The 19,768-nt window shown below is 65.3% G+C and carries 22 protein-coding genes and 1 tRNA gene; 20 read left to right on the forward strand and 3 right to left on the reverse strand.

The features are described 5' to 3' along the window. The first annotated feature begins 28 nt into the window (after window positions 1–28). The 3 genes from ACP16H_RS20130 to ACP16H_RS20140 all read left to right on the forward strand — a co-directional run bounded on the left by ACP16H_RS20130 (window position 29) and on the right by ACP16H_RS20140 (window position 2,578). Window positions 29–460, forward strand: a complete 432-nt coding sequence (locus ACP16H_RS20130) for a DUF1178 family protein (protein ID WP_425074037.1) — start codon at window positions 29–31, stop codon at window positions 458–460. Window positions 461–513: 53 nt separating this feature from the next. Further along, window positions 514–1,158, forward strand: coding sequence for an SDR family NAD(P)-dependent oxidoreductase (locus tag ACP16H_RS20135; protein ID WP_425074038.1), 645 nt, complete (start codon window positions 514–516; stop codon window positions 1,156–1,158). Between the two features lie 163 nt (window positions 1,159–1,321). After that, on the forward strand, window positions 1,322–2,578 hold the full coding sequence (locus ACP16H_RS20140; protein WP_425074039.1) for an aspartate kinase: 1,257 nt from the start codon (window positions 1,322–1,324) through the stop codon (window positions 2,576–2,578). 87 nt (window positions 2,579–2,665) lie between these two features. Here the strand turns inward: ACP16H_RS20140 and ACP16H_RS20145 are convergent, their stop codons facing one another. After that, window positions 2,666–5,227, reverse strand: coding sequence for a M10 family metallopeptidase C-terminal domain-containing protein (locus ACP16H_RS20145; RefSeq protein WP_425074040.1), 2,562 nt, complete (start codon window positions 5,225–5,227; stop codon window positions 2,666–2,668). A 540-nt stretch (window positions 5,228–5,767) separates the two neighbouring features. Beyond that, a tRNA-Thr gene (locus ACP16H_RS20150) sits at window positions 5,768–5,842 on the reverse strand. 126 nt (window positions 5,843–5,968) lie between these two features. On the opposite strand from ACP16H_RS20150, the gene ACP16H_RS20155 reads away from it, so the two are divergent. The 17 genes from ACP16H_RS20155 (at window position 5,969) to ACP16H_RS20235 (ending at window position 18,793) form a co-directional block, all read left to right on the forward strand. Beyond that, the gene (locus ACP16H_RS20155) at window positions 5,969–6,175 is read left to right on the forward strand and encodes a hypothetical protein (protein WP_425074041.1); all 207 of its coding nucleotides are present in this window, start codon (window positions 5,969–5,971) and stop codon (window positions 6,173–6,175) included. Between the two features lie 14 nt (window positions 6,176–6,189). Next, window positions 6,190–7,458 (forward strand): UDP-N-acetylglucosamine 1-carboxyvinyltransferase, encoded by a 1,269-nt coding sequence (murA, locus tag ACP16H_RS20160; RefSeq protein ID WP_425074042.1) that lies wholly within the window; start codon window positions 6,190–6,192, stop codon window positions 7,456–7,458. Further along, window positions 7,455–7,934 (forward strand): DUF2948 family protein, encoded by a 480-nt coding sequence (locus tag ACP16H_RS20165; protein WP_425074043.1) that lies wholly within the window; start codon window positions 7,455–7,457, stop codon window positions 7,932–7,934. The genes murA and ACP16H_RS20165 overlap by 4 nt, the downstream gene beginning before the upstream one ends. 189 nt (window positions 7,935–8,123) lie before the next feature. Next, window positions 8,124–9,431 (forward strand): histidinol dehydrogenase, encoded by a 1,308-nt coding sequence (gene hisD, locus ACP16H_RS20170; protein ID WP_425074044.1) that lies wholly within the window; start codon window positions 8,124–8,126, stop codon window positions 9,429–9,431. 175 nt (window positions 9,432–9,606) lie between these two features. Beyond that, the gene (locus ACP16H_RS20175) at window positions 9,607–10,086 is read left to right on the forward strand and encodes a UPF0262 family protein (RefSeq protein ID WP_425074045.1); all 480 of its coding nucleotides are present in this window, start codon (window positions 9,607–9,609) and stop codon (window positions 10,084–10,086) included. A gap of 1 nt (window position 10,087) precedes the next feature. Further along, on the forward strand, window positions 10,088–10,531 hold the full coding sequence (locus ACP16H_RS20180; RefSeq protein ID WP_425074046.1) for a low molecular weight phosphatase family protein: 444 nt from the start codon (window positions 10,088–10,090) through the stop codon (window positions 10,529–10,531). 91 nt (window positions 10,532–10,622) lie between these two features. Continuing rightward, window positions 10,623–11,018 carry a ketosteroid isomerase-related protein gene (locus ACP16H_RS20185; RefSeq protein ID WP_425074047.1) on the forward strand — a complete coding sequence of 132 codons (396 nt, stop codon included), beginning with the start codon at window positions 10,623–10,625 and terminating at the stop codon, window positions 11,016–11,018. Then, the gene (locus tag ACP16H_RS20190) at window positions 11,015–11,590 is read left to right on the forward strand and encodes a GNAT family N-acetyltransferase (RefSeq protein ID WP_425074048.1); all 576 of its coding nucleotides are present in this window, start codon (window positions 11,015–11,017) and stop codon (window positions 11,588–11,590) included. Before ACP16H_RS20185 ends, ACP16H_RS20190 begins: the two co-directional genes overlap by 4 nt. A gap of 3 nt (window positions 11,591–11,593) precedes the next feature. Beyond that, window positions 11,594–12,475, forward strand: a complete 882-nt coding sequence (locus ACP16H_RS20195) for a carbon-nitrogen hydrolase family protein (RefSeq protein WP_425074049.1) — start codon at window positions 11,594–11,596, stop codon at window positions 12,473–12,475. Window positions 12,476–12,568: 93 nt separating this feature from the next. Next, window positions 12,569–12,787, forward strand: a complete 219-nt coding sequence (gene infA, locus ACP16H_RS20200) for a translation initiation factor IF-1 (RefSeq protein WP_005978431.1) — start codon at window positions 12,569–12,571, stop codon at window positions 12,785–12,787. Between the two features lie 154 nt (window positions 12,788–12,941). Continuing rightward, complete coding sequence (locus tag ACP16H_RS20205; protein WP_425074050.1) at window positions 12,942–13,529, forward strand: Maf family protein; 588 nt, start codon at window positions 12,942–12,944, stop codon at window positions 13,527–13,529. Continuing rightward, the gene (locus ACP16H_RS20210; RefSeq protein ID WP_425074051.1) at window positions 13,526–14,557 is read left to right on the forward strand and encodes a ribonuclease E/G; all 1,032 of its coding nucleotides are present in this window, start codon (window positions 13,526–13,528) and stop codon (window positions 14,555–14,557) included. Before ACP16H_RS20205 ends, ACP16H_RS20210 begins: the two co-directional genes overlap by 4 nt. After that, window positions 14,554–14,748, forward strand: coding sequence for a DNA gyrase inhibitor YacG (locus ACP16H_RS20215; protein ID WP_425074052.1), 195 nt, complete (start codon window positions 14,554–14,556; stop codon window positions 14,746–14,748). The genes ACP16H_RS20210 and ACP16H_RS20215 overlap by 4 nt, the downstream gene beginning before the upstream one ends. A 236-nt stretch (window positions 14,749–14,984) precedes the next feature. Continuing rightward, window positions 14,985–16,229, forward strand: a complete 1,245-nt coding sequence (locus ACP16H_RS20220) for an aminotransferase class V-fold PLP-dependent enzyme (protein WP_425074053.1) — start codon at window positions 14,985–14,987, stop codon at window positions 16,227–16,229. Between the two features lie 70 nt (window positions 16,230–16,299). Then, on the forward strand, window positions 16,300–17,022 hold the full coding sequence (locus tag ACP16H_RS20225) for a 5-oxoprolinase subunit B family protein (RefSeq protein ID WP_425074054.1): 723 nt from the start codon (window positions 16,300–16,302) through the stop codon (window positions 17,020–17,022). Next, window positions 17,019–18,020 (forward strand): biotin-dependent carboxyltransferase family protein, encoded by a 1,002-nt coding sequence (locus ACP16H_RS20230; RefSeq protein WP_425074055.1) that lies wholly within the window; start codon window positions 17,019–17,021, stop codon window positions 18,018–18,020. Before ACP16H_RS20225 ends, ACP16H_RS20230 begins: the two co-directional genes overlap by 4 nt. Then, window positions 18,017–18,793: a LamB/YcsF family protein gene (locus ACP16H_RS20235; RefSeq protein ID WP_425074056.1), complete on the forward strand. Its 777-nt coding sequence runs from the start codon at window positions 18,017–18,019 to the stop codon at window positions 18,791–18,793. The genes ACP16H_RS20230 and ACP16H_RS20235 overlap by 4 nt, the downstream gene beginning before the upstream one ends. Before the next feature lie 45 nt (window positions 18,794–18,838). On the opposite strand, the gene ACP16H_RS20240 is transcribed toward ACP16H_RS20235, so the two are convergent. After that, window positions 18,839–19,768 carry a zinc ABC transporter substrate-binding protein gene (locus tag ACP16H_RS20240; protein ID WP_425074057.1) on the reverse strand — a complete coding sequence of 310 codons (930 nt, stop codon included), beginning with the start codon at window positions 19,766–19,768 and terminating at the stop codon, window positions 18,839–18,841.

Genomic DNA, 19,768 nt, shown 5'->3' on the forward strand with positions numbered 1-19,768 from the left:
TCTACAGTGATCTTCCAAAGGGGTGGGGATGATCCAATACGCCTTGAAATGCGCCGAAGGCCACACGTTCGACAGTTGGTTCCAATCGGCCTCGGCCTACGACAAGCTGCAGTCCGCAGGGCATGTGGCCTGCGTCGTTTGCGGCTCGACCACGGTCGAGAAGGCATTGATGGCTCCGCGTGTGAGCCATGGGGACGTTGACGCGCCACGCTCGCGTCCGCTGACAGAGACGCCCAGACACCCGGCAGAGCAGGCCCTCGCGGCGCTCAAGGAGCACGTCGAGAAGAATTCGGACTACGTCGGCGGTAATTTTGCGCAGGAAGCGCGCAAGATGCATCTGGGCGAAGCACCCGAGCGGTCCATTTGGGGCGAAGCCAAGGTCGAAGAGGCGAAGGCGCTTGTCGAGGACGGCATTCCCATCGCTCCCTTGCCTTTCACACCCACGCGCAAAAGCAACTGACCTTTCCCTTCAGGCATCAGCGCCTATAGTCCCCTGCAACAGGGAGACAGATCATGAGGGTACTCATCACCGGAGCAAACCGGGGCGTTGGCGCGGCCATGGACAAGGCATTCCGCACCCGCGGGGACGAGGTGACCGCCACCGCCCGCAACCACCCGGAATATGCCGAACTGGAGGTCACCGATCCGGCGTCGCACCGTGCCTTGGCGTTACGACTGGAGGGGCAGGCGCTGGATGCGGTGGTCTGCAACGCCGGTGTCTACCTCGACAAAGGGCAGAGCCTCGCCGACGGCTACCCGATGCAGATGTGGGCGGACAGCTTCGCGGTCAACGTCACCGGGGTTTTCCTCACCGTGCAGAGCCTGCTGCCCAATTTGCAACTGTCCGACGCTCCACGCATCGCGATCATCAGCTCCCAGATGGCGTCGGACGAACGCGCGCCGGGCGGTAGCTATATCTATCGTGCATCCAAGGCGGCGGCGCTGAACCTCGGTCGCAACCTTGCCGCTGATCTCAAGGGGCTGGGCATCGCCGTAGGCGTTTATCATCCGGGGTGGGTCCAAACTGACATGGGCGGGCAAGCCGCCGAGATCACGCCGGTCGAAGCCGCACGGGGATTGATGCAGCGCATCGACGAGCTTTCGCTGGATACGACCGGGTGTTTCCTGACGTGGGATGGTCGCCCTCATCCGTTCTGAACGCCGCTTTTCCTTGCGAAAGCGGTTCCGAGGCTCTGTGGATGAAGCCCTCGGTCCGTCGCGTCGCCACAGGCCACGCGAAACCCGCGAGCCATCCGCAATGACCCTTGCGCAAGCGCATCCAGCGGCGTAAAGGCGCACGCGACCCAAGGAAAGGCAAATCATGCCCGTTCTCGTGATGAAATTCGGCGGCACGTCCGTCGCCACGCTGGACCGCATCCGTCGCGCCGCAAAGCGCGTCGGTGTCGAGGTGGCGAAGGGCTATGACGTCATCGTCATCGTCTCGGCCATGTCCGGGGAAACCAACAAGCTCGTCGGCTTCGTCGAGGAAACCTCGCCGCTGTTCGACGCCCGCGAATATGACGCCGTGGTGTCGTCGGGCGAGAACGTGACCGCGGGCCTCATGGCGCTGACGCTTCAGGAAATGGACGTGCCTGCGCGCAGCTGGCAGGGCTGGCAGGTGCCGCTGATCACCACCGGCGCCCACGCCAATGCCCGCATCGAGGAAATCCCGACCGAGAACATCACCGCCAAATTCGGTGAGGGCATGCGCGTCGCGGTGGTCGCGGGCTTTCAGGGCATCTCGCCCGAGGGCCGCATCACCACGCTGGGCCGGGGCGGCTCCGACACCACCGCCGTGGCCTTTGCCGCAGCCTTCGGGGCCGAGCGCTGCGACATCTACACGGATGTGGACGGGGTCTACACCACCGACCCGCGCATCTGTGACAAGGCGCGCAAGCTGGACCGCATCTCCTTCGAGGAAATGCTGGAACTGGCCTCGCTGGGGGCCAAGGTGCTGCAGACCCGCTCGGTCGAGCTGGCCATGCGTTACAAGGTGAAGCTGCGCGTCCTGTCCAGCTTTGAGGAACAATCCGACGAGGCCGGCACGCTGGTCTGCGACGAGGAGGATATCATGGAATCCAAGGTTGTGGCCGGTGTGGCCTATTCGCGGGACGAGGCCAAGATGACCCTCGTCACCATCGAGGACCGCCCCGGCATCGCCGCGGCGATCTTTGGCACGCTGGCGGATGCGGGCGTGAACGTCGACATGATCGTGCAGAACGTGTCCGAGGAAAACTACAAGGGCCACGCGGGCGGCGTCACCGACATGACGTTCTCTTGCCCGGTGAACCAGGTGAAACGCGCCGAGAAGGCGCTGGCCGACGCGCAGGAAGCGGGCGTGCTGAAGTACGACAGCCTCGCCGCTGAAACCAACGTGGCCAAGGTGTCCGTGGTTGGCATCGGTATGCGTTCGGCTGCCGGTGTTGCGGCCAAGATGTTCAAGGTCCTGTCGGACGAGAACATCAACATTCAGGTCATCACCACCTCGGAAATCAAGATCTCGGTCCTGATCGAACGCAAGTACATGGAACTGGCGGTGCAGGCGCTGCACGATGCCTTCGAGCTCGACAAGGCATAAGCCTTTCAGACTGGCGGAATGACTTGGCGGAACGACAAGGGCGGCCCTCAAAGGCCGCCTTTTTCATTTCTGATCGGCTGATAGGTGTCAGATCAGCCCGTAGTCCGGTTCGGCGTAATGGGTCGTGATCTCCGATCCATTGTCCAGCACCAGCACGCGTTGCGTCGCATGACCAGAGGTATCATAGCTGGTCGTGTAGCTGGACCAGAAGAAATCCTCGCCGCCATCGGTAACGGTGACCGAGCTACGTATGCCTGTCGCGTAGTAATGGGTGTCGATCTCCATCCCGCTATCCAGGGTCAGAACCTGCTGCACTCGCGCTCCGTTGAAATCGAAGTGGTCGGAGTAGCTGTCCCAACCGAAGACATCAGCCGTATCGGTCACGCTGGTCTGGGTGCGCTGTCCAGCGTTGAAATCAGTTATGATCTGACGGCCGTCATCCAGCAGCAACCCCTGTTGGATCACCGCGCCCGTGGCGTCGAAGCTGGTCGAGGTGCTCTGCCACACAAAACTGTCGGTGGTGTCCGTCATGCTGACGGTCCGGCGCTGTCCGTCCACGAACCCCGTGTCGATCTGTAAACCGCTGTCCAGCAGCATGGATTGCCCCGTGCGCGCGCCACTGGCGTCGTAGGTGTCGGTGTAGCTTGCCCAGCTGAACAGGTCAGCCTCGTCCGAGACGGCCACCTGCGTGCGCTGCCCTGCGGTGAACTGGGTGGTTATCTCCAGCCCGTTGTCCAGCGTCATGATCTGGCTGGTACGCGTGCCGCTCGCGTCGAAATTATCCGTGTAGCTTGCCCAGTTGAAGCTGTTTGCCCCGTCAGTGACGCTGACCGACGACTTGCTTGTCCCGCTGTAAGTGGTCTCGATGACAAGGCCGTTGTCCATGGTCATGGACTGCCCCGTCCGTGCGCCCGAAGCGTCGAAGCTGTCGGTATAGGACGACCACGCGTAATCCCCTGCGGCATCCGTCATGGTGGCCGAGACCCGCACGCCGTTGTTGTAGAGCGTGTCCAGCACGCGCCCGTCGTCCCAGGTCATGCTTTGCGCCGTGCGCTGGCCACCCGTGTAGGTGTCGGTGTAGCTGGCCCAGCCATTCACGTCGGCAGTGTCCGTCGCGACCACCTGTGTCCGCAGGCCGTCCGCGTAGCTGGTCACCAGCTCTACCCCGTTGTCCATCAACATGGTGCTGCTGACCAAGGCTCCCGAAGCGTCATAGGTGCGGCTGTAGGTCGACCAGTCGTAGATGCCCTGATCGTCGGTCAGTTCGACGACGGACCCGCTTCCGGTGAAATCCTCGGTCACGCTCGTGCCATCGTCGCGCAGGGTGACCCGTGTGAGTAGAGTGCCGCCCGCATCGAAGGTGTCGGTCAGCGTCGCCCAGCTGCCCAAGCCGCCCGTGTCAAAGGTCACCACGGTCGAGATATAGCCAGCACCAATGGCGGTAAAGCTGTAGGTGGCTCCGTCGGCCGAGGAGCCCAGCGTGGCCGTGCCATCGGCAAAGCTCAGGGTCTCGATCGACAGCAGGTCAATGGTGGAATTGCCAGCTGACAATCGGATTTGCCCTGACAAACCAAAGCTGTAGTCGGAGTGGTTGCCCGCCAGCTGTACCGTGTCGACGCCCGCGCCGCCATCCAGCGTGTCATTCCCCAGGGACGCCACCAGCACGTCGTTCCCCCCGCCGGACGCGATGTGGTTGTCCCCCTCGTTCCCGGTGATCGTGTCATTCCCATTCCCGGTGAACGCATTCTCGATCACCGCCCCGCGCATGATCGCCAGGTTCCCCACCTCGCCGTTGATGTCCGAGAACTGCTCGCCCCGCAAATCCAGCCGCTGCGCATTCCCGCGACTGGCCAGGTTGATCGTATCCACCCCCGCGCTGTCAAAGATCGTCACCGCCCAGCTGGTGTTCAGGTCCATGCCGGTCTGCGACAGGTTCGTCCCATCGCCATAGACCGTGTCCCCGGTATTGACGTTGTCCGGCGTGCCATACAGCCAATGCATCGCCACCATGTCCCCCAGCTGCGCCGAACCGACATAGTTGTACGTCGCATTGGTGTACGTGTTCTCCCACTGCGCGAAATACGACATGATCGTGTAATGCCAGCCATCCTGCTGGTAATGCGCATCCGTCGCCCAATCCGCCGCACCGTTGTAATTGCCACCATGGCCCAATCCCAAGGCATGGCCGATCTCGTGGATATAGGTTTGCAGGTAATACCCGCCGTACGCCTGCCACCCCGTATGCACGTTCACGTAACTCTGCGTGATGGTGTGACCCAGCAGGTATGAATACGAATACGCCCCGCTGTCATGATCGGTGAAAACGAAATCTGCGAAACCGAATGTGTTCGCCACGAAATTCAATCCCGTCGCAGCACTCCAAGCCTCGAACGCCTGCAAGGCCGTGGACCGCCCCGTCGCATCCAGCCCGGAAATGTCATAGGTCAGCGTATCGCCATAAGACGCATCGAACTTGCGCCAGTCGCGGCCCGTGGATTGCCAATAGCCATGCGTCAGCTGCTCGCCCACCTGGTCCAGCGAATAACTCGGCAGGGTGGCCGACACGCTGTCCGCCGATCCGCTCCCGGTATCGAGGTGCGTGTCATAAGTCGTCACATTCGGATCGCGGGATTGGCAGAGAAGGCACATGCAGAAGCTCTTTGTCGCTGGGCGGCGCAGGCCCCTCTTGGGGGCGCACCTCAGGGGGAGGGGGCTTTGCGATCCTTCTGATCGTCTGGCATGGCACATCCTGTGCCGGCACGGGTGCTTTGCATCACCGGTCGCGGCTGCGAGGGCCGCCGACGCTCAACGAATTGGCTGTGAAATCCGCGCAAGGTAGGACCACAAAACGGTCTCTCCGTGGCATTGCCTCGCAACGCGCGACACTGTTCCCACCCCGTTCGCGCTGTTTCCGCTTTCGTTCCCCGAAATCGCTAAACTTCTACGAAATTTGCGCTTTTCGTCGAGACCCCGCCGCAGAGCCAAAACAGCCCGACCCCGGCGCGTTTGCCATGACGGAGCGGGCGGGACTGCCCCGTCGAAATCCGGGGTGATCCGCCGACCTTCGTGACACACCCTCGGCACGGGTTGCCAGCAGGACTTCTGACACAGTTTTTGACACAAAATGCGCGGAGCATACCGGAAGATTACCAGCCGCGCGGGGAAATTCTGCTTGCTTTCAGGGGGTGATGGTGCTGCTGGACAGGATTGAACTGTCGACCTCTCCCTTACCAAGGGAGTGCTCTACCACTGAGCTACAGCAGCGCCGTGGGGGGCTTCTAGAGTCTAACTTCGGGGGGCGCAAGAGGGGTTTGGCGAAAAAATTCTCCTGTCCTGCGACTCTCTTGTGATGCACTGGACCGCTACCCCCGAACAGGGTACATCCGCCCAATGAACAAAGGCACCCGCAAGACCACAAAGGACACTTCCGACGCACGCGAAGACCGGCTCAAAGCCGCGCTGAAGGCGAATCTCGCCCGACGCAAGGCGCAGGCCAAGGCGCGTTCAGCCGGAGGTGAAACCGCAGATGATTCCGCCATCGAGACTGGCCGCGAATCCGATGCGGGGCCGACGGGGACGCGTGACGACAAGACGTAAGGAGCAGGACAGGCATGGATTCGATTCTGGTGACGGGCAACGGCCCGCTGAACGGTGACATTCACATCGCAGGTGCAAAGAACGCCTGCCTCACCCTCATGCCCGCGACGCTCCTGTCCGAGGAACCGCTGACGCTGACCAATGCGCCGCGCCTGTCGGACATCCGCACAATGACGCTGCTGCTGCAATCGCTGGGCTGCGAAGTCTCCTCGTTGCAGGACGGCAAGGTCATCGCCATGTCGTCGCACGCCCTGACCTCGCAGCGCGCCGAATATGACATCGTGCGCAAGATGCGCGCCTCCATCCTCGTGCTGGGTCCGCTTCTGGCGCGCTACGGCCATGCCGAGGTTTCGCTGCCCGGCGGCTGCGCCATTGGCGCGCGCCCCGTCGACCTGCACCTGAAGGTGATGGAAGCCATGGGCGCGGAAATGGACCTGCGCGACGGCTACGTGCACGCCAAGGCCCCGGGCGGGCTGAAGGGCGGCACCTTCGAATTCCCCTTCGTCTCTGTCGGCGCGACGGAAAACGCGCTGATGGCCGCCTCGCTGGCCAAGGGCACGACTGTATTGAAGAACGCCGCGCGCGAGCCGGAAATCGTCGATCTCGTCCACTGCCTGCGCCGCATGGGCGCGCAGATCGAGGGCGAGGGGACCCCGACCATCACCATCCAGGGCGTCGACCGTCTCGGCGGCGCGACCCATGGCGTCGTGACTGACCGCATCGAGCTGGGCACCTACATGCTGGCCCCGGCGATCTGTGGCGGTGAAGTGACCTGCCTTGGCGGCCGCATCGACCTGCTGGCTGCCTTCTGCGAGAAACTCGACGCCGCCGGGATTTCCGTGACGGAAAACGAGCGCGGCCTGACCGTCGCGCGCAAGAATGGCCGGGTAAAAGCGGTGGACGTGGTGACCGAACCCTTCCCGGGCTTCCCCACCGACCTGCAGGCGCAGATGATGGCGCTGATGTGCACTGCCGAAGGCACCTCGGTTCTCGAGGAAAAGATCTTTGAAAACCGCTTCATGCACGCCCCGGAACTGACCCGCATGGGCGCGCGTATCGACGTGCACGGCGGTCATGCCACTGTGCATGGCGTCGAGCGGCTCAAGGGCGCGCCCGTGATGGCGACGGACCTGCGGGCGTCGGTCTCGCTGATCCTCGCAGGCCTCGCCGCCGAGGGCGAAACCATCGTCAACCGCGTCTATCATTTGGATCGCGGCTACGAGAACGTCGAACAGAAGCTCTCGGCGCTGGGCGCAAAGATCGAACGGATTCAGGGCCAATGACCGAAGATGCCCGTTTCGAAGACGGCGGTGAACGCCCGCTGAACCTCGGCGCACTGGACGCCGAGGATTTGCAGGTGATCTCGGCACTGGTGCAGGACGCGGTGCTTCCGGTGACTGAAATCCGCTGGCAGGCGGCGCAACGTCGCCTTGGCCTGCTGGTGAACCGGGTCCGCTGGGAAGACGTCGACGCGGCGAAACGCTCGGGCCGTCCCGTCGAGCGCGTGCAATCGGTGCTGGTGGTGGACAACGTGCTGGGAGTTTCCAGCCAGGGTGTGGACCGGTCCGACAAGAATACGGTGCTGCAAATCCTCGCCGTCAGCTGGGAAGCGGGCGATGACGCGGACGGTTTCGTCGTCCTGACGCTGGCCGGGGACGGCGCTTTGCGCGCCGAGGTCGAGGCGCTGGAGGTCGGTCTGCGCGACGTGACCCGCCCCTACGTCGCCCCATCGCGCAAGCTGCCGGATCACGACGCCTGAGCCGGGTCGCCAAGGGTGGGCTGTGGATAACCAAGGGGTTATGGTTGTGCGGCTGTGCCTTGCCGCGTTATCCTCGCGTAAGGGTTAATTGTGGGCAATCCCTGAATCGAGACTAAATCCCTCCACAACCCCGGTTGAGCGCCGCCCCCGGTCGGGCTAAGTACCCCTCGACCGTACCGGAGACCCGCCATGCCCGTTTTCCTCGACACCGCCTCTGCCGATTTCGAACCCCATTTCCGCGCCCTCCTGACCGCCAAGCGCGAGGACAGCCCGGACGTGGATCACGTGGTGGCCGGGATCATTTCGGACGTCCGAGAAAAGGGCGACGCCGCCGTTCTGGCCCTGACGGCCAAGTTCGACCGCCTGGCGCTGACCCCCGACACCATGCGCTTCTCCGAGGCCGAAATCGACGCCGAATGCGCCCGCGTCCCTGCCGAAGAGGCCCGCGCCCTTGAACAGGCCGCCGAGCGCATCCGCGCCTACCACGTCCGCCAGATGCCCGAGGGCGCCTCTTGGACCGACCCGGATGGCGCAACCCTCGGCTGGCGCTGGACCGCCGTCTCCGCCGCAGGCCTCTACGTTCCGGGCGGGCTGGCGAGCTACCCGTCGTCGGTCCTGATGAACGCCATCCCGGCCAAGGTTGCCGGGGTAGGGCGTCTGGCGATCTGCGTCCCGACCCCCGACGGAGTGGTCAATCCGCTGGTCCTGATGGCCGCGAAAATCGCCGGCGTGGACGAGGTTTACCGGATCGGCGGCGCGCAGGCGATTGCCGCTCTGGCCTATGGCACCGAAACCATCGCCCCCGTGGACAAGATCACCGGCCCGGGCAATGCCTTTGTCGCCGCCGCGAAGCGCCGGGTCTTTGGCAAGGTCGGCATCGACATGATCGCGGGCCCCTCGGAAATCCTCGTGATCGCCGACGCGGACAACGATCCCGACTGGATCGCGCTGGACCTGATGAGCCAGGCGGAGCACGACGAAAGCGCCCAGTCCCTCCTGATCACCACTGACGCCGCCTTCGGCAAGGCCGTGGCCGAGGCCGTGGACAAGCGTCTCGAAACCCTCGAACGCCGTGCCATCGCGGGGGCGTCGTGGCGGGATTTCGGGTCGATCATCACGGTGAAGGACCTCGACGAGGCGGCCACACTGTCGAACCGCATTGCGCCCGAGCACCTCGAACTTTGCGTTGCAAACCCCGAGGAACTGGCGGAAAAATGCGTGCATGCCGGGGCGATCTTCCTTGGCGGCTGGACGCCCGAGGCCATCGGCGACTACGTCGGCGGGCCGAACCACGTGCTGCCCACGGCACGCTCGGCGCGGTTCTCCTCGGGCCTGAGCGTCATGGATTTCCTCAAGCGCACCACCATGGCCAAGATGTCGCCCGAGGCGCTGAAGGCCATCGGCCCGGCGGCGGAGGTGCTGGCGAAATCCGAAAGCCTCGAGGCCCACGGGCTGTCGGTCACGGCGCGGCTCGAAAAGCTCAATCGCGAGGGCTGAGGCAGGGTGTTGCTGCGTTGCGGCAACGCTTCCGGGTGCAGCATGGCGCGCACAATCCGTGCGGTTGCGACGCCATGCCCCTCCTTCGGTATACCAATCCTAAAGTACCGTGCGTCATGCTTGCCAAGTCTGCTAACGAAAGGTTAACTTTTGCTGCAGCTGCGAAAGGCCGCCCATGACACGTATCGCGCATATCGACCTGGATGACGCAAACCTGCCGCCTCCGACCCCGGAAATCGAGCAGGAACGGCGCGTTGCCATGTTCGACCTGATGGAAGAGAACAGCTTTACCCTGCCGGCGCGCGACGACCGGACGGTGCCGCCCGGGCCCTACAACGTGGGCCTGTCGATTCGCGACAAACGGCTGGTGTTCGACGTAACGACCGAAGGTCATGAAAAAGCGGCGGAGTTTCACCTGTCGCTGTCGCCCTTCCGCCAGGTGGTGAAGGACTACTTTCAAATCTGCAAAAGCTACTTCGATGCGGTGAAAACACTGCCCCCCAGCCAGATCGAGACCATCGACATGGCCCGCCGGGGCATCCACAACGAAGGCGCGCGCATCCTGCAGGAAAGGCTCGAAGGCAAGGTAGAGGTGGACGACGCCACGGCGCGTCGGCTATTCACCTTGGTCTGTGTGCTCCACTTCGGGGGATGACTTGACCCAACTGCCGCAATCGATCCTGTTTGCCTGCGATCACAACGCGGTCCGGTCCCCCATGGCCGAAGGCATCATGAAGCGGCTCTACGGGACCGAGACCTACGTGCAGTCGGTGGGCGTCATGAACGACCTTGAGATCGACGGATTCGCCATCGCCGCCTGCAAGGAGATCGGAGTCGAGCTGGAGCGGCATCGCTCGCGGTCCTTCGAAGAAATGGAAGAAATGGGCGAGATGCTGTCGGGGTTCGACCTGGTGGTGACGCTCTCGCCTGCGTCGCAGCGCCGCGCGCTGGAACTGACGCGCTATTACCACATCAAGATCGAGTATTGGCCGATCATGGACCCCACGGGCATCGGCGAGACACGCGAGCAGAAGCTGAACGCCTACCGCCAGACCCGCGACCAGCTGGTGAAGCGGTTGAAGGACACGTTCACGGACTGACTGGCAACGGCTGACCGGATACCGATCATTGGCGGTGTTTCGGCTGTCCCTTCCTTGGGTTAAGGGAGGGCAGACACAGACGGAGGGTGCCATGGCACGAGAGGTGATCGAGCGGTATTTCGCGGCTTTCAACGCGGGCGATACGGAGGCCATGCTGGCCTGCCTGTCGCCGGACGTGGAGCATCACGTGAACGAGGGCCAGATTCGCGTGGGCAAGGTGAAGTTCGGGGAATTCCTTGCACATATGGATCATTGCTATAGCGAGCAGCTGACCGACATGGTGGTTTTCGTCAACGACGAAGGCACCCGTGGCGCGGCCGAGTTCATCGTGAACGGCACCTACAAGGCGACGGATTCGGGCCTGCCCGAGGCGCGCGGCCAGACATACCGCCTGCCTGCGGGGTCGTTTTTCTCGTTGAAGGACGGGCATATCACGCGGGTCGTGACCTATTACAACCTCGCCGACTGGATCCGGCAGGTCTCGTGAAGGTCGAGCGCCTGCAAGGCGCCGCGCTGGACGCGGCGCTTCCCGACCTTGCCCGCCTGCGCATCACGGTTTTTCGGGCGTTTCCGTATCTTTATGATGGGGATCTCGCGTACGAGGAAAATTACCTGCGCAGCTATGCCGAGAACCCCGACGCGGTGTTGATCGCCGCGCGCGATGGGGATCGGATCGTGGGGGCGGCGACGGGGATGCCCCTGGCCGCTCATGCGGATGCCAGCCAGCTGACCGGGGTTTTGCCGCCTGTGGATCAGGTGTTCTACTGTGCCGAAAGCGTGCTTTTGCCGGAGTATCGCGGGCATGGCTTGGGGCATGCGTTCTTTGACCAGCGCGAGGCGGAGGCGCGGGCGCAGGGGTTCCGCTATACCTTGTTCTGCGGGGTGGTGCGGCCTGCGGATCATCCCTTGCGGCCCGAAGGGTATCAGCCGCTGGACGGGTTCTGGCGCAAGCGCGGCTATGAGAAGGCCGAGGGCGTGACGGCGGTGTTTCACTGGACCGATTTGGGGGATGCGGAGGAAACGCCGCATGTGTTGCAGGCGTGGATACGGGAGCTTTGATCCATGAAGATCGCGACGGCTGGGTATAACATGGATTTCCTGCCGGATTGGCAGGCTTACGCGGCAAAGCTCGAGTCATGGGTCAGCACGGCGGCGGGCGAGGGCGCGCAGTTGCTGGTGTTCCCGGAGTATGGCGCTATGGAGCTGGCGACGCTGGCCGGGCGCGCGGTGGCGCTGGACTTGCAGGGCTCGATCCGCGCGGTGTCGGAGCGGATCGGGGATGTGGATTCGTTGCACGGGCAGTTGGCGGAGCGCTACGGGGTGCATATCCTTGCGGCATCGGCGCCGGTCGATGTGGGCAAGGGGCTGCCGGTGAACCGGGCGCGCTTCTTTGCGCCGGGCGGGCGGATGGAGGTCATGGACAAGCAGATCATGACCCGCTTCGAGCGCGAGGACTGGGGCGTGCGCGGTGGCGATCCGCTGCGGGTGCTGGAGACAGAGCTGGGGCGGATCGGGGTGCTGATCTGTTATGATTCGGAGTTTCCGCTGCTGGGGCGGGCCGTGTCGGATGCGCAGTTGCTGTTGGTGCCGTCCTGTACGGAGGCTTTGGCAGGTTATTGGCGGGTGCGCATCGGGTCCATGGCGCGGGCGTTGGAGAGCCAGTGCGTGGTGGCCATGGCGTCCACCGTCGGGGCTTGTGATTGGTCCGAGGCGGTGGACACGAATTGCGGCGCGGGCGGCGTGTTCTGCCCGCCGGACAGGGGGTTTCCGTCGACTGGGGTGATCGCGGAGGGCGTTCTGAACGCGCCCGGCTGGACCTATGCTGAGGTCGATCTGGCGGCGGTCGAGGAGGTGCGGCGCGATGGTGTCGTGCTGAACCGGCTGCACTGGGCGGAGCAGGCGGGGCGGGACGGCAAAGCGCCGTTAACTGAAATGAAAACCTGACCTGTCAAGATGTGACTTGAAAATCTTGGTGGATGGGACCATATCGTAGCTCGCCTTGCCCCCGGTGCGGGGGCGGACAATGAAGGAGAGACCATGGCCAAGGAAGATACGCTCGAATTTCCCGGTGTCGTGAAGGAACTCCTGCCCAATGCGACGTTCCGGGTCGAGCTTGAAAACGGCCATGAGATCATCGCACATACGGCAGGCAAGATGCGCAAGAACCGCATCCGTGTTCTGGCTGGCGACAAGGTTCAAGTCGAGATGACGCCCTACGACCTGACGAAGGGCCGCATCAACTACCGCTTCAAGTAAGCGGTTCCCCGTAAAGGGATTGGCGTGGATGCCCTGGCCGTGAATGGCCGGGGCGTCCACGTTTCGCATCCGGAGCCCGCCAAAGGCTTTTCGATCCGCGCGTTTTTGCGTAGGTCGGGGTTGAGCCCCGACTCCCCCTTGATCAAGGCAGACCATGACGAAACCTCGCCTCATCCTTGGTTCCGGCAGCCCGCGCCGCCGCGAATTGCTGGCCCAGCTCGGGCTGGAGGCCGACGACATCCGCCCGCCCGACATCGATGAGGACCCGCGGAAAGGCGAGTTGCCGCGCCCCTATTGCGTGCGACTCGCCCGGGAAAAGGCGCTGGCAATCCCCGCCAGCGACGACGAGATCGTGCTGTCGGCGGACACCACCGTGGCGCTGGGCCGCCGCATCCTTGGCAAGCCGGAGGACGAGAAGGAGGCCGCCGCCTTCCTGACGGCCCTGTCCGGCAGGCGCCACCGGGTCGTGACCGCCGTCGCGGTCAGAAGGGGCGACAAGCTCTGGGAACGTGACGTGGTCACCCAGGTCAAGATGAAGATGCTGTCCAACGAGGAACTGAACGCCTATCTCGCCAGCGGCGACTGGCGCGGCAAGGCCGGGGGCTATGCCATCCAGGGGCCTGCCGGGGCATTCATTCCGTGGATTTCCGGATCATTCACCGCCGTGGTCGGCCTGCCGCTGGCCGAGACCGCGCATTTGCTGACAGCCGCGGGCTACCCGCTGTACAAGGACACGCCATGAAGGGCTCGACGATTGCACTGGACACCTGGAATGGCCGCGAGGCCGCCGCGCTGATCGTGGACGGCAGGCTCGAGGACCTGTTCATCGAGGACGATCAGCCGCGTCCGGGCAACCTGTACCGCGCCATCGCGCAGCGCCCGATGAAGGGGCAGGGCGGCATGTTCCTCGACACGCCGGACGGCAGCGCCTTTCTGCGGCAGGTCAAGGGCCTCAGCCCCGGCCAGCCGATGCTGGTGCAGGTGACGGGCTTTGCCGAACCGGGCAAGGCGATTCCGGTCACGGCAAAGCTGCTGTTCAAGTCGCGCTATGCCATCGTCACGCCCGAGGCGCCGGGGCTGAACGTCTCGCGCCAGATCAAGGATGACGACCTGCGCGAAAGCCTGCTGGAACTGGTGCATGACACGCTGGGCGAGGTCGCACTGCCCGAGGGCGCGGGGCTGATCCTGCGGTCGTCGTGCGCGGGAGCCTCCGAGGACGAGATCGCCGAGGACATCATCGCCATGGCAGAACTGTCAAAGGCCGTGCTGGCGGATATGACCGGCGCGGCCGAGCTGCTGGTGGATGGCGAGGGGCCGCATGGGCTGGCCTGGCGCGAGTGGTCCGACCCGGCAGAGATCGACGACCAGCCGGGCAGCTTTGCCCGCCACGGCGTGGACGAGATGCTGGAGGCGCTGAAATCGCCCGTGGTTCCCTTGGGCAACGGCGCATCCATGGTGATCGAGCCGACCACCGCGCTGGTGGCGGTGGATGTGAACACCGGCAACGATACCTCGCCTGCGGCGGGGCTGAAGGCGACGCTGAACGCGTTTCGCGACCTGCCGCGCCAGTTGCGGCTGCGGGGCCTTGGCGGGGTGGTGGTGGTGGACCCGGCACCCATGCCCAAGAAGGACCGCCGCCAGGTGGAGCAGGCTTTGAAGGCCGCGCTCAAGAAGGACCGGGTGGAGACGATCGTGGTCGGCTGGACCAACCTCGGGATGCTGGAACTGCAGCGCAAGCGCGACCGGGTGCCGGTCAAGGGGCTACTGTGAGCTGCCCGATCTGCCAGCGCAAGAGCGACAGGGAATACCGCCCCTTCTGCTCCAAGCGATGCGCCGACGTCGATCTCGCGAAATGGCTTGGCGGCGGCTACGCCATCCCGTCCGATGATCCGGACGACATCGAAGAGGCCGCTCAGGCTGCAGCGGACGCATTCGAAGAGGTGATGCGCAAACCACATTGACCTTGTGGCGCGCGGCAAAGGCTGCGCGTCCCTTGCCTTTCATCTTGATCCAAATACCGCGGGGGAGGGCCGAAGGCCCGGGGGCAGCGCCCCCTCACGCCCGCAGGGCGTCCGACTGAACTCCCGCAGGGCATTCGGATGACGGCTCCGCAAGGCATGACCGTATGCGCAGTCGGCTCCGATCTTCGTCGCAAAGCCTCTTTCCACGACAACGCCGCGAGGATACGCATCGTCTCATGATCGACGACACGCTCCTCTCCGCCATCCGCGCGCGCTTTGCCCATGTGGACGACTGTCCCTTTACCGGGCCGCGCATCTTCTTTGAAAACGCCGGCGGCGCCCTGACGCTGAGGAGCGTGGTCGAGACGTCGGCGCGCTTTGCCGCCATTCCCGACAACCAGGGGCGCGACAACCCCGCCAGCCAAGCGCTGGTGAAGGTGATCGACACGGCGCGGGCGGATGTGCGTCGGTTCTTCAATGCCCAAGGCGGCGCGGTCGTCTTCGGCGAAAGCGGCACCGAGCTGTTGTTCCGACTGATTCGCGATGCGTGCCTGGGGGCTGGTGCTGGAAACGTCCTTGGCTCCACTGTCGAGCACCCGGCCTCGCGCAGCGCAGCCGCGCGGTGGGCTGAGGTCTCGGGACGCGAGCATGTCCTGATCCCGCATGAGGACGCGACCGGACGTGTCTCGGCCGAGGCCTATGCCCAAAATGTCACCCCGGAGACGGCTGTGGTGACCATTTTGCACACTTCTCCCGTCACGGGCATGAGCATGGATCTGCCGGCCATCGTCGGGGCGGTACGGGCCGTCGCGCCGGAGGCCTACATCATCGCCGATGGCATCCAGCATGCCTGCCACGGAGGCATCGATCTGGCTGCCGCCGGTGTCGATGGCTACGTGATCTCTCCGTACAAGGTGTTTTCGCGGCATGGCTACGGCGTGGCCTGGGCGTCGGATCGACTGACGGCTTTGGCGCATGATTCTCTGGTCGGTGGGCCCTCGGGACACTGGGAGTTGGGGACGCGAGACACCGGAGCCTACGCGACCTTTTCCGATGTGGTGCGCTATTTCGAGTGGCTGGGAGCACAGGTCAGCGGTGAAAGCGATCCGCGCGCGCAGATCGAAGCTGCTGGACGGGCGATCCATGACCATGAGGCGGCGCTGACGCGTGCCATGATTCATGGCACGGACAATCTGCCGGGGCTGGCCGCATTGGCCGGTGTCACCATCGTGGGCGGCACGGACAATCCGGCCCGCGAGGGGCTCGTCAGCTTCTGGGCCGAGGCAATGCCCGCCGCCGACATCGTGTCCGCGCTGAACGCCGAAGGCATACGGACCCACACGCGGAAGGCGGATCACTACTCGGGCAATATCCTGTCGCCTTTGGGGCAGGGCAGCTGTGTCCGCGTCAGCCTTGCGCATTACAACAGCCTCGGCGAAGTGCGTCGTTTCCTGTCGGTGATACAGGGGCTGCTGGGCTGACCGGGCGCGATTTTTTCGCGAAATATCGCGACACTGGACAGGGAGCGCGCACCGTGGTCACTTTCGGGTCATGACATCCGGATTTCCCCGAATAGACGATGTCGGGCTGGACGGCCTGTTGGTGCGGTTCGGTGACAGCCTCTCGGAGAGTGCGAACCGGGCGGCGCTGGCCTTTGCTGCCGCTCTGGACCGCGATTGCCCGTCCGGGGTGGAGGAATGTGCGACTTCGCTGGTGTCCACCTACGTCCGGTTCGATCCCCTGGGCGTGGCGCTCGAGGACTTGCGCGCCCAATTGGCGCAACGGCTTGCCGGAGCAGATTGGTATGCGGCTGCCCTGCCGGAGGGACGCCGACTGGTCACCATCCCGACAGTCTACGGCACCGACCTTGCGCCGCAATTGGCAGAAGCCGCCGCCGCCGCCGGGATGAGTTGTGAGGCTGCCACAGAGTCCTTGTCCACAGCGCGGGTGCGGGTGACGACCATCGGCTTTGCGCCGGGTCAGCCTTATCTGGGAACCTTGTCCGAGGCTTGGGACATCCCGCGCCAGACTGCGCTGACGCCGCAGGTGCCGGTGGGGGCGCTGGTGGTGGCGATCCGGCAGCTGGTGCTGTTCTCGGTCACGACGCCCACGGGCTGGCGGCATGTGGGACAGACCAAGGCGCGGCTGTTCCGGCCCGAGGCGGCGGAGCCGTTCCTGTTGCGGGCGGGGGACGAGGTGCGCTTTCCTTCGGTGACGCGGGAGGCCTATGAGGCGATGCCGGGCGATGGCGTGACGGTGGAGGCGCTGGGATGAGCGTCGAGGTGCTGAACGTGGGCCCCGGTGTGACCGTGCAGGACATGGGGCGACCGGGTCTGCTGGCTGAAGGCGTCTCACGCGGGGGCGCGGCGGATCGGCTGGCGTTGGCCGAGGGGGCGGCGTTGCTGGCGCAGCCCGTTGGGGCCGCGCTGGAAATGGCGGGCATGGGCGGGAGGTTCCGGATGGGGCGCGCCACGCGGGTGGCGCTGACGGGCGCTCCGATGCAGGCGTCGGTCGATGGCGCGGCGCTGCGCTGGAATGCCTCGCACCTGTTGCCCGAGGGCGCGGTGCTGGAGATCGGCGGGGCGACGCGTGGCGTCTATGGATATGTAACCTTTGGCGGCGGCCTCGATGTGCCCGAGGTGCTGGGCGCGCAAAGTGCCCATCTGGCGGCGGGGATCGGGCGAGCCTTGGCCGTTGGGGATAGGCTGGCGCTGGGTGAGGATCGTGGCGCGGCCACCGGGATGGGACTGGAGGTCAACGACCGCTTTGGCGGTGGAACGCTGCGGGTGTTGCCGTCCTTGCAGACCGAGGTGTTCCCCGAGGCGATACGTGCGCGGTTCTGCGCGGAAACCTTCCGGCGCGACACGCGTGGCAATCGGATGGGTGTCAGGTTGCTGCCACCGGGGGAGGGCTATGGCCTCGAGGCCGGGGGCCGTATCCTGTCGGAGGTCATCACGCCCGGCGATATCCAGATCCCCGGCGATGGCGCGCCCTACGTGTTGCTGGCGGAATGCCAGACCACGGGGGGCTATCCGCGCATCGGCACGGTGATCCCGGCGGACTTGCCGCGCGTGACGCAGGCGGGGCCGGGGGTGGAGCTGCGGTTTCGGTTCGTCACGCGGGACGAGGCGCTGGCGGCAGAACGCGGGATGCGGGCCGAGATCGCGGCCCTTCCGGGGCGGGTGCAGCCGCTGGTGCGCGACCCGCGCGACATGAACCTGCTGGCCCATGATCTGGTCTGCGGCGTGACCGATGGAGAGGTGATGCGATGAAGGTCGATCTGAACGCCGACATGGGCGAAAGCTTTGGCCCATGGGTCATGGGGCAGGACGCGGCGCTGTTGGAGGTGATCTCCTCGGCCAACGTGGCCTGCGGGATGCACGCGGGCGACCCCGACGTGATGGCGACGACCATGCGGCTGGCCACGGACAAGGGGGTTGGCATCGGGGCGCATCCGGGGTTTGCCGACCTTCAGGGCTTTGGCCGCAGGCGGATGCACCTGCCGGAGAAGACCCTGCGCCACCTTGTGCAGTACCAGTTGGGCGCGGCGCTGGGCATGGCGCGGGCGGTTGGAGCCGAGGTGCGGCACCTGAAGCTGCACGGCGCGCTGGCCAACATGGCTGCTGAGGACGAGGCGCTGGCCGAGGCCTGCTACGGCGCGGCACTGGAGGTCGCGCCGGAGATCATCGTCATGGTGCTGGCCGCCACGGCGCAACAGCGAGTGGCGGAGCGTCTGGGGTGCCTTTGGGCGGGCGAGATATTCGCCGACCGGGCGTATAATGCCGATGCCACGCTGGTGGATCGTTCCCTGCCCGGGGCGGTGATCCATGACGCCGAGTTCGCCGCGAAGCGCATCGTCGGCATGGTGCAGGGGGGCGCGATCCTGCCCGAGAGTGGCGCGCCGATACCGGCGGCGGTGGACACAATCTGCCTGCACGGCGACGGCGCGACGGCGCTGGAGATCGCCCGCGCCGTGCGCGCCGGGCTGGAGGCGGCGGGGATCACCGTCGCGCGCTTTGACGGGCGGCGCGGGGTGTTCGCCTGACAGTTCGGGGAGGGGTAAGGGCACCGGGGCGGTGCCCTGGGTTGCTCAGTTGCCGACGCAGGCCGCGATGCGGGTTGCAATGTCCTCGATCAGGGCCGGGTAGAGGTCGGCCCCCTGCGGCAGCGCGCTGCCCAGCACGTCGATCTCGGCGCGCGGGATCGACGGGTCTGCCACGGTGGCCAGCAGGTCCGGGTCGGTGCCGGGTTCGATGAGGATGCAGGCGGGCGTCGCCTCTGCGAAGTGGTCGTGCAGTTCCGCGACGCGCGCGGCACCGGGGGCGGCATCGTCGCCATCCGACAGGGCGCCGATGACCGACAGACCGAAGCTGTGCTCGACGTATTGGAACGCATCATGCGACACGCCGAGCGGCTTGCCCCGCGCCGGGGCGAGGGTGCTGCGGGCGGCCTCCTCGGCGGTGCGGATGCGCGCGGCACCGTCCGTCGCGTTCTGGCGGTAGGTGGCGGCGTTTTCCGGGTCACGCTCTGCGAGGGCGCTGGCGATCACGTCGAGCCAGAGCACGGCATTGTCCGGGGCAAGCCAGAGATGCGGGTCGAAGGGCGGTTCCTCGTCGTGCTCGTGCCCGGGGTCATGATCGTGGTCGTCGCTTTCGATCAGCCCGCCTTCGCGGAAGTTCAGGCGCAGGGTGCCGGGGGCCGCGTCCAGCGCGATGCTTTGCGCGTCGGGCGCCAGCGCCTCGATCTGGTGTTCGAGCCCGGGGGTGAGTTCCGGTCCGATCCAGATGACCAGCGCGGCCTCGGCCAGGCTGCGCGCCTGGCTGGGTTTCAGGGACAGCGCGTGGGGCGATGTGCCCGGCGGCAGCAGCACGGTGGAGGCGTCCTGTACGCCTGCGACCATTGACACAAGGCTCGCCACCGGAGGAATGTCCGTCACCACGGCCGGGCCCTCGGCGAACAGGGGGCGGGCAAGGAGGAGGGTGGCACAGGCAAGCGTTGCAGCGCGGGTCGGCAGGGACAT

Source organism: Sagittula sp. S175 (assembly GCF_049800975.1).
In the GTDB taxonomy this organism is placed as follows: Bacteria; Pseudomonadota; Alphaproteobacteria; order Rhodobacterales; family Rhodobacteraceae; genus Sagittula.

Bases quoted from the DNA above. Each gene is read 5' to 3' on its own strand.
- ACP16H_RS20135 (WP_425074038.1), top strand. From the start codon at position 514: ATGAGGGTACTCATCACCGGAGCAAACCGGGGCGTTGGCGCGGCCATG.
- murA (WP_425074042.1), top strand. From the start codon at position 6,190: ATGGATTCGATTCTGGTGACGGGCAACGGCCCGCTGAACGGTGACATT.
- ACP16H_RS20165 (WP_425074043.1), top strand. From the start codon at position 7,455: ATGACCGAAGATGCCCGTTTCGAAGACGGCGGTGAACGCCCGCTGAAC.
- ACP16H_RS20205 (WP_425074050.1), top strand. From the start codon at position 12,942: ATGACGAAACCTCGCCTCATCCTTGGTTCCGGCAGCCCGCGCCGCCGC.
- infA (WP_005978431.1), top strand. From the start codon at position 12,569: ATGGCCAAGGAAGATACGCTCGAATTTCCCGGTGTCGTGAAGGAACTC.
- ACP16H_RS20130 (WP_425074037.1), top strand. From the start codon at position 29: ATGATCCAATACGCCTTGAAATGCGCCGAAGGCCACACGTTCGACAGT.
- ACP16H_RS20145 (WP_425074040.1), bottom strand. From the start codon at position 5,227: ATGTGCCTTCTCTGCCAATCCCGCGATCCGAATGTGACGACTTATGAC.
- ACP16H_RS20220 (WP_425074053.1), top strand. From the start codon at position 14,985: ATGATCGACGACACGCTCCTCTCCGCCATCCGCGCGCGCTTTGCCCAT.
- ACP16H_RS20175 (WP_425074045.1), top strand. From the start codon at position 9,607: ATGACACGTATCGCGCATATCGACCTGGATGACGCAAACCTGCCGCCT.
- ACP16H_RS20235 (WP_425074056.1), top strand. From the start codon at position 18,017: ATGAAGGTCGATCTGAACGCCGACATGGGCGAAAGCTTTGGCCCATGG.
- ACP16H_RS20195 (WP_425074049.1), top strand. From the start codon at position 11,594: ATGAAGATCGCGACGGCTGGGTATAACATGGATTTCCTGCCGGATTGG.
- ACP16H_RS20240 (WP_425074057.1), bottom strand. From the start codon at position 19,768: ATGTCCCTGCCGACCCGCGCTGCAACGCTTGCCTGTGCCACCCTCCTC.
- ACP16H_RS20225 (WP_425074054.1), top strand. From the start codon at position 16,300: ATGACATCCGGATTTCCCCGAATAGACGATGTCGGGCTGGACGGCCTG.
- ACP16H_RS20185 (WP_425074047.1), top strand. From the start codon at position 10,623: ATGGCACGAGAGGTGATCGAGCGGTATTTCGCGGCTTTCAACGCGGGC.
- hisD (WP_425074044.1), top strand. From the start codon at position 8,124: ATGCCCGTTTTCCTCGACACCGCCTCTGCCGATTTCGAACCCCATTTC.
- ACP16H_RS20210 (WP_425074051.1), top strand. From the start codon at position 13,526: ATGAAGGGCTCGACGATTGCACTGGACACCTGGAATGGCCGCGAGGCC.
- ACP16H_RS20140 (WP_425074039.1), top strand. From the start codon at position 1,322: ATGCCCGTTCTCGTGATGAAATTCGGCGGCACGTCCGTCGCCACGCTG.
- ACP16H_RS20155 (WP_425074041.1), top strand. From the start codon at position 5,969: ATGAACAAAGGCACCCGCAAGACCACAAAGGACACTTCCGACGCACGC.
- ACP16H_RS20230 (WP_425074055.1), top strand. From the start codon at position 17,019: ATGAGCGTCGAGGTGCTGAACGTGGGCCCCGGTGTGACCGTGCAGGAC.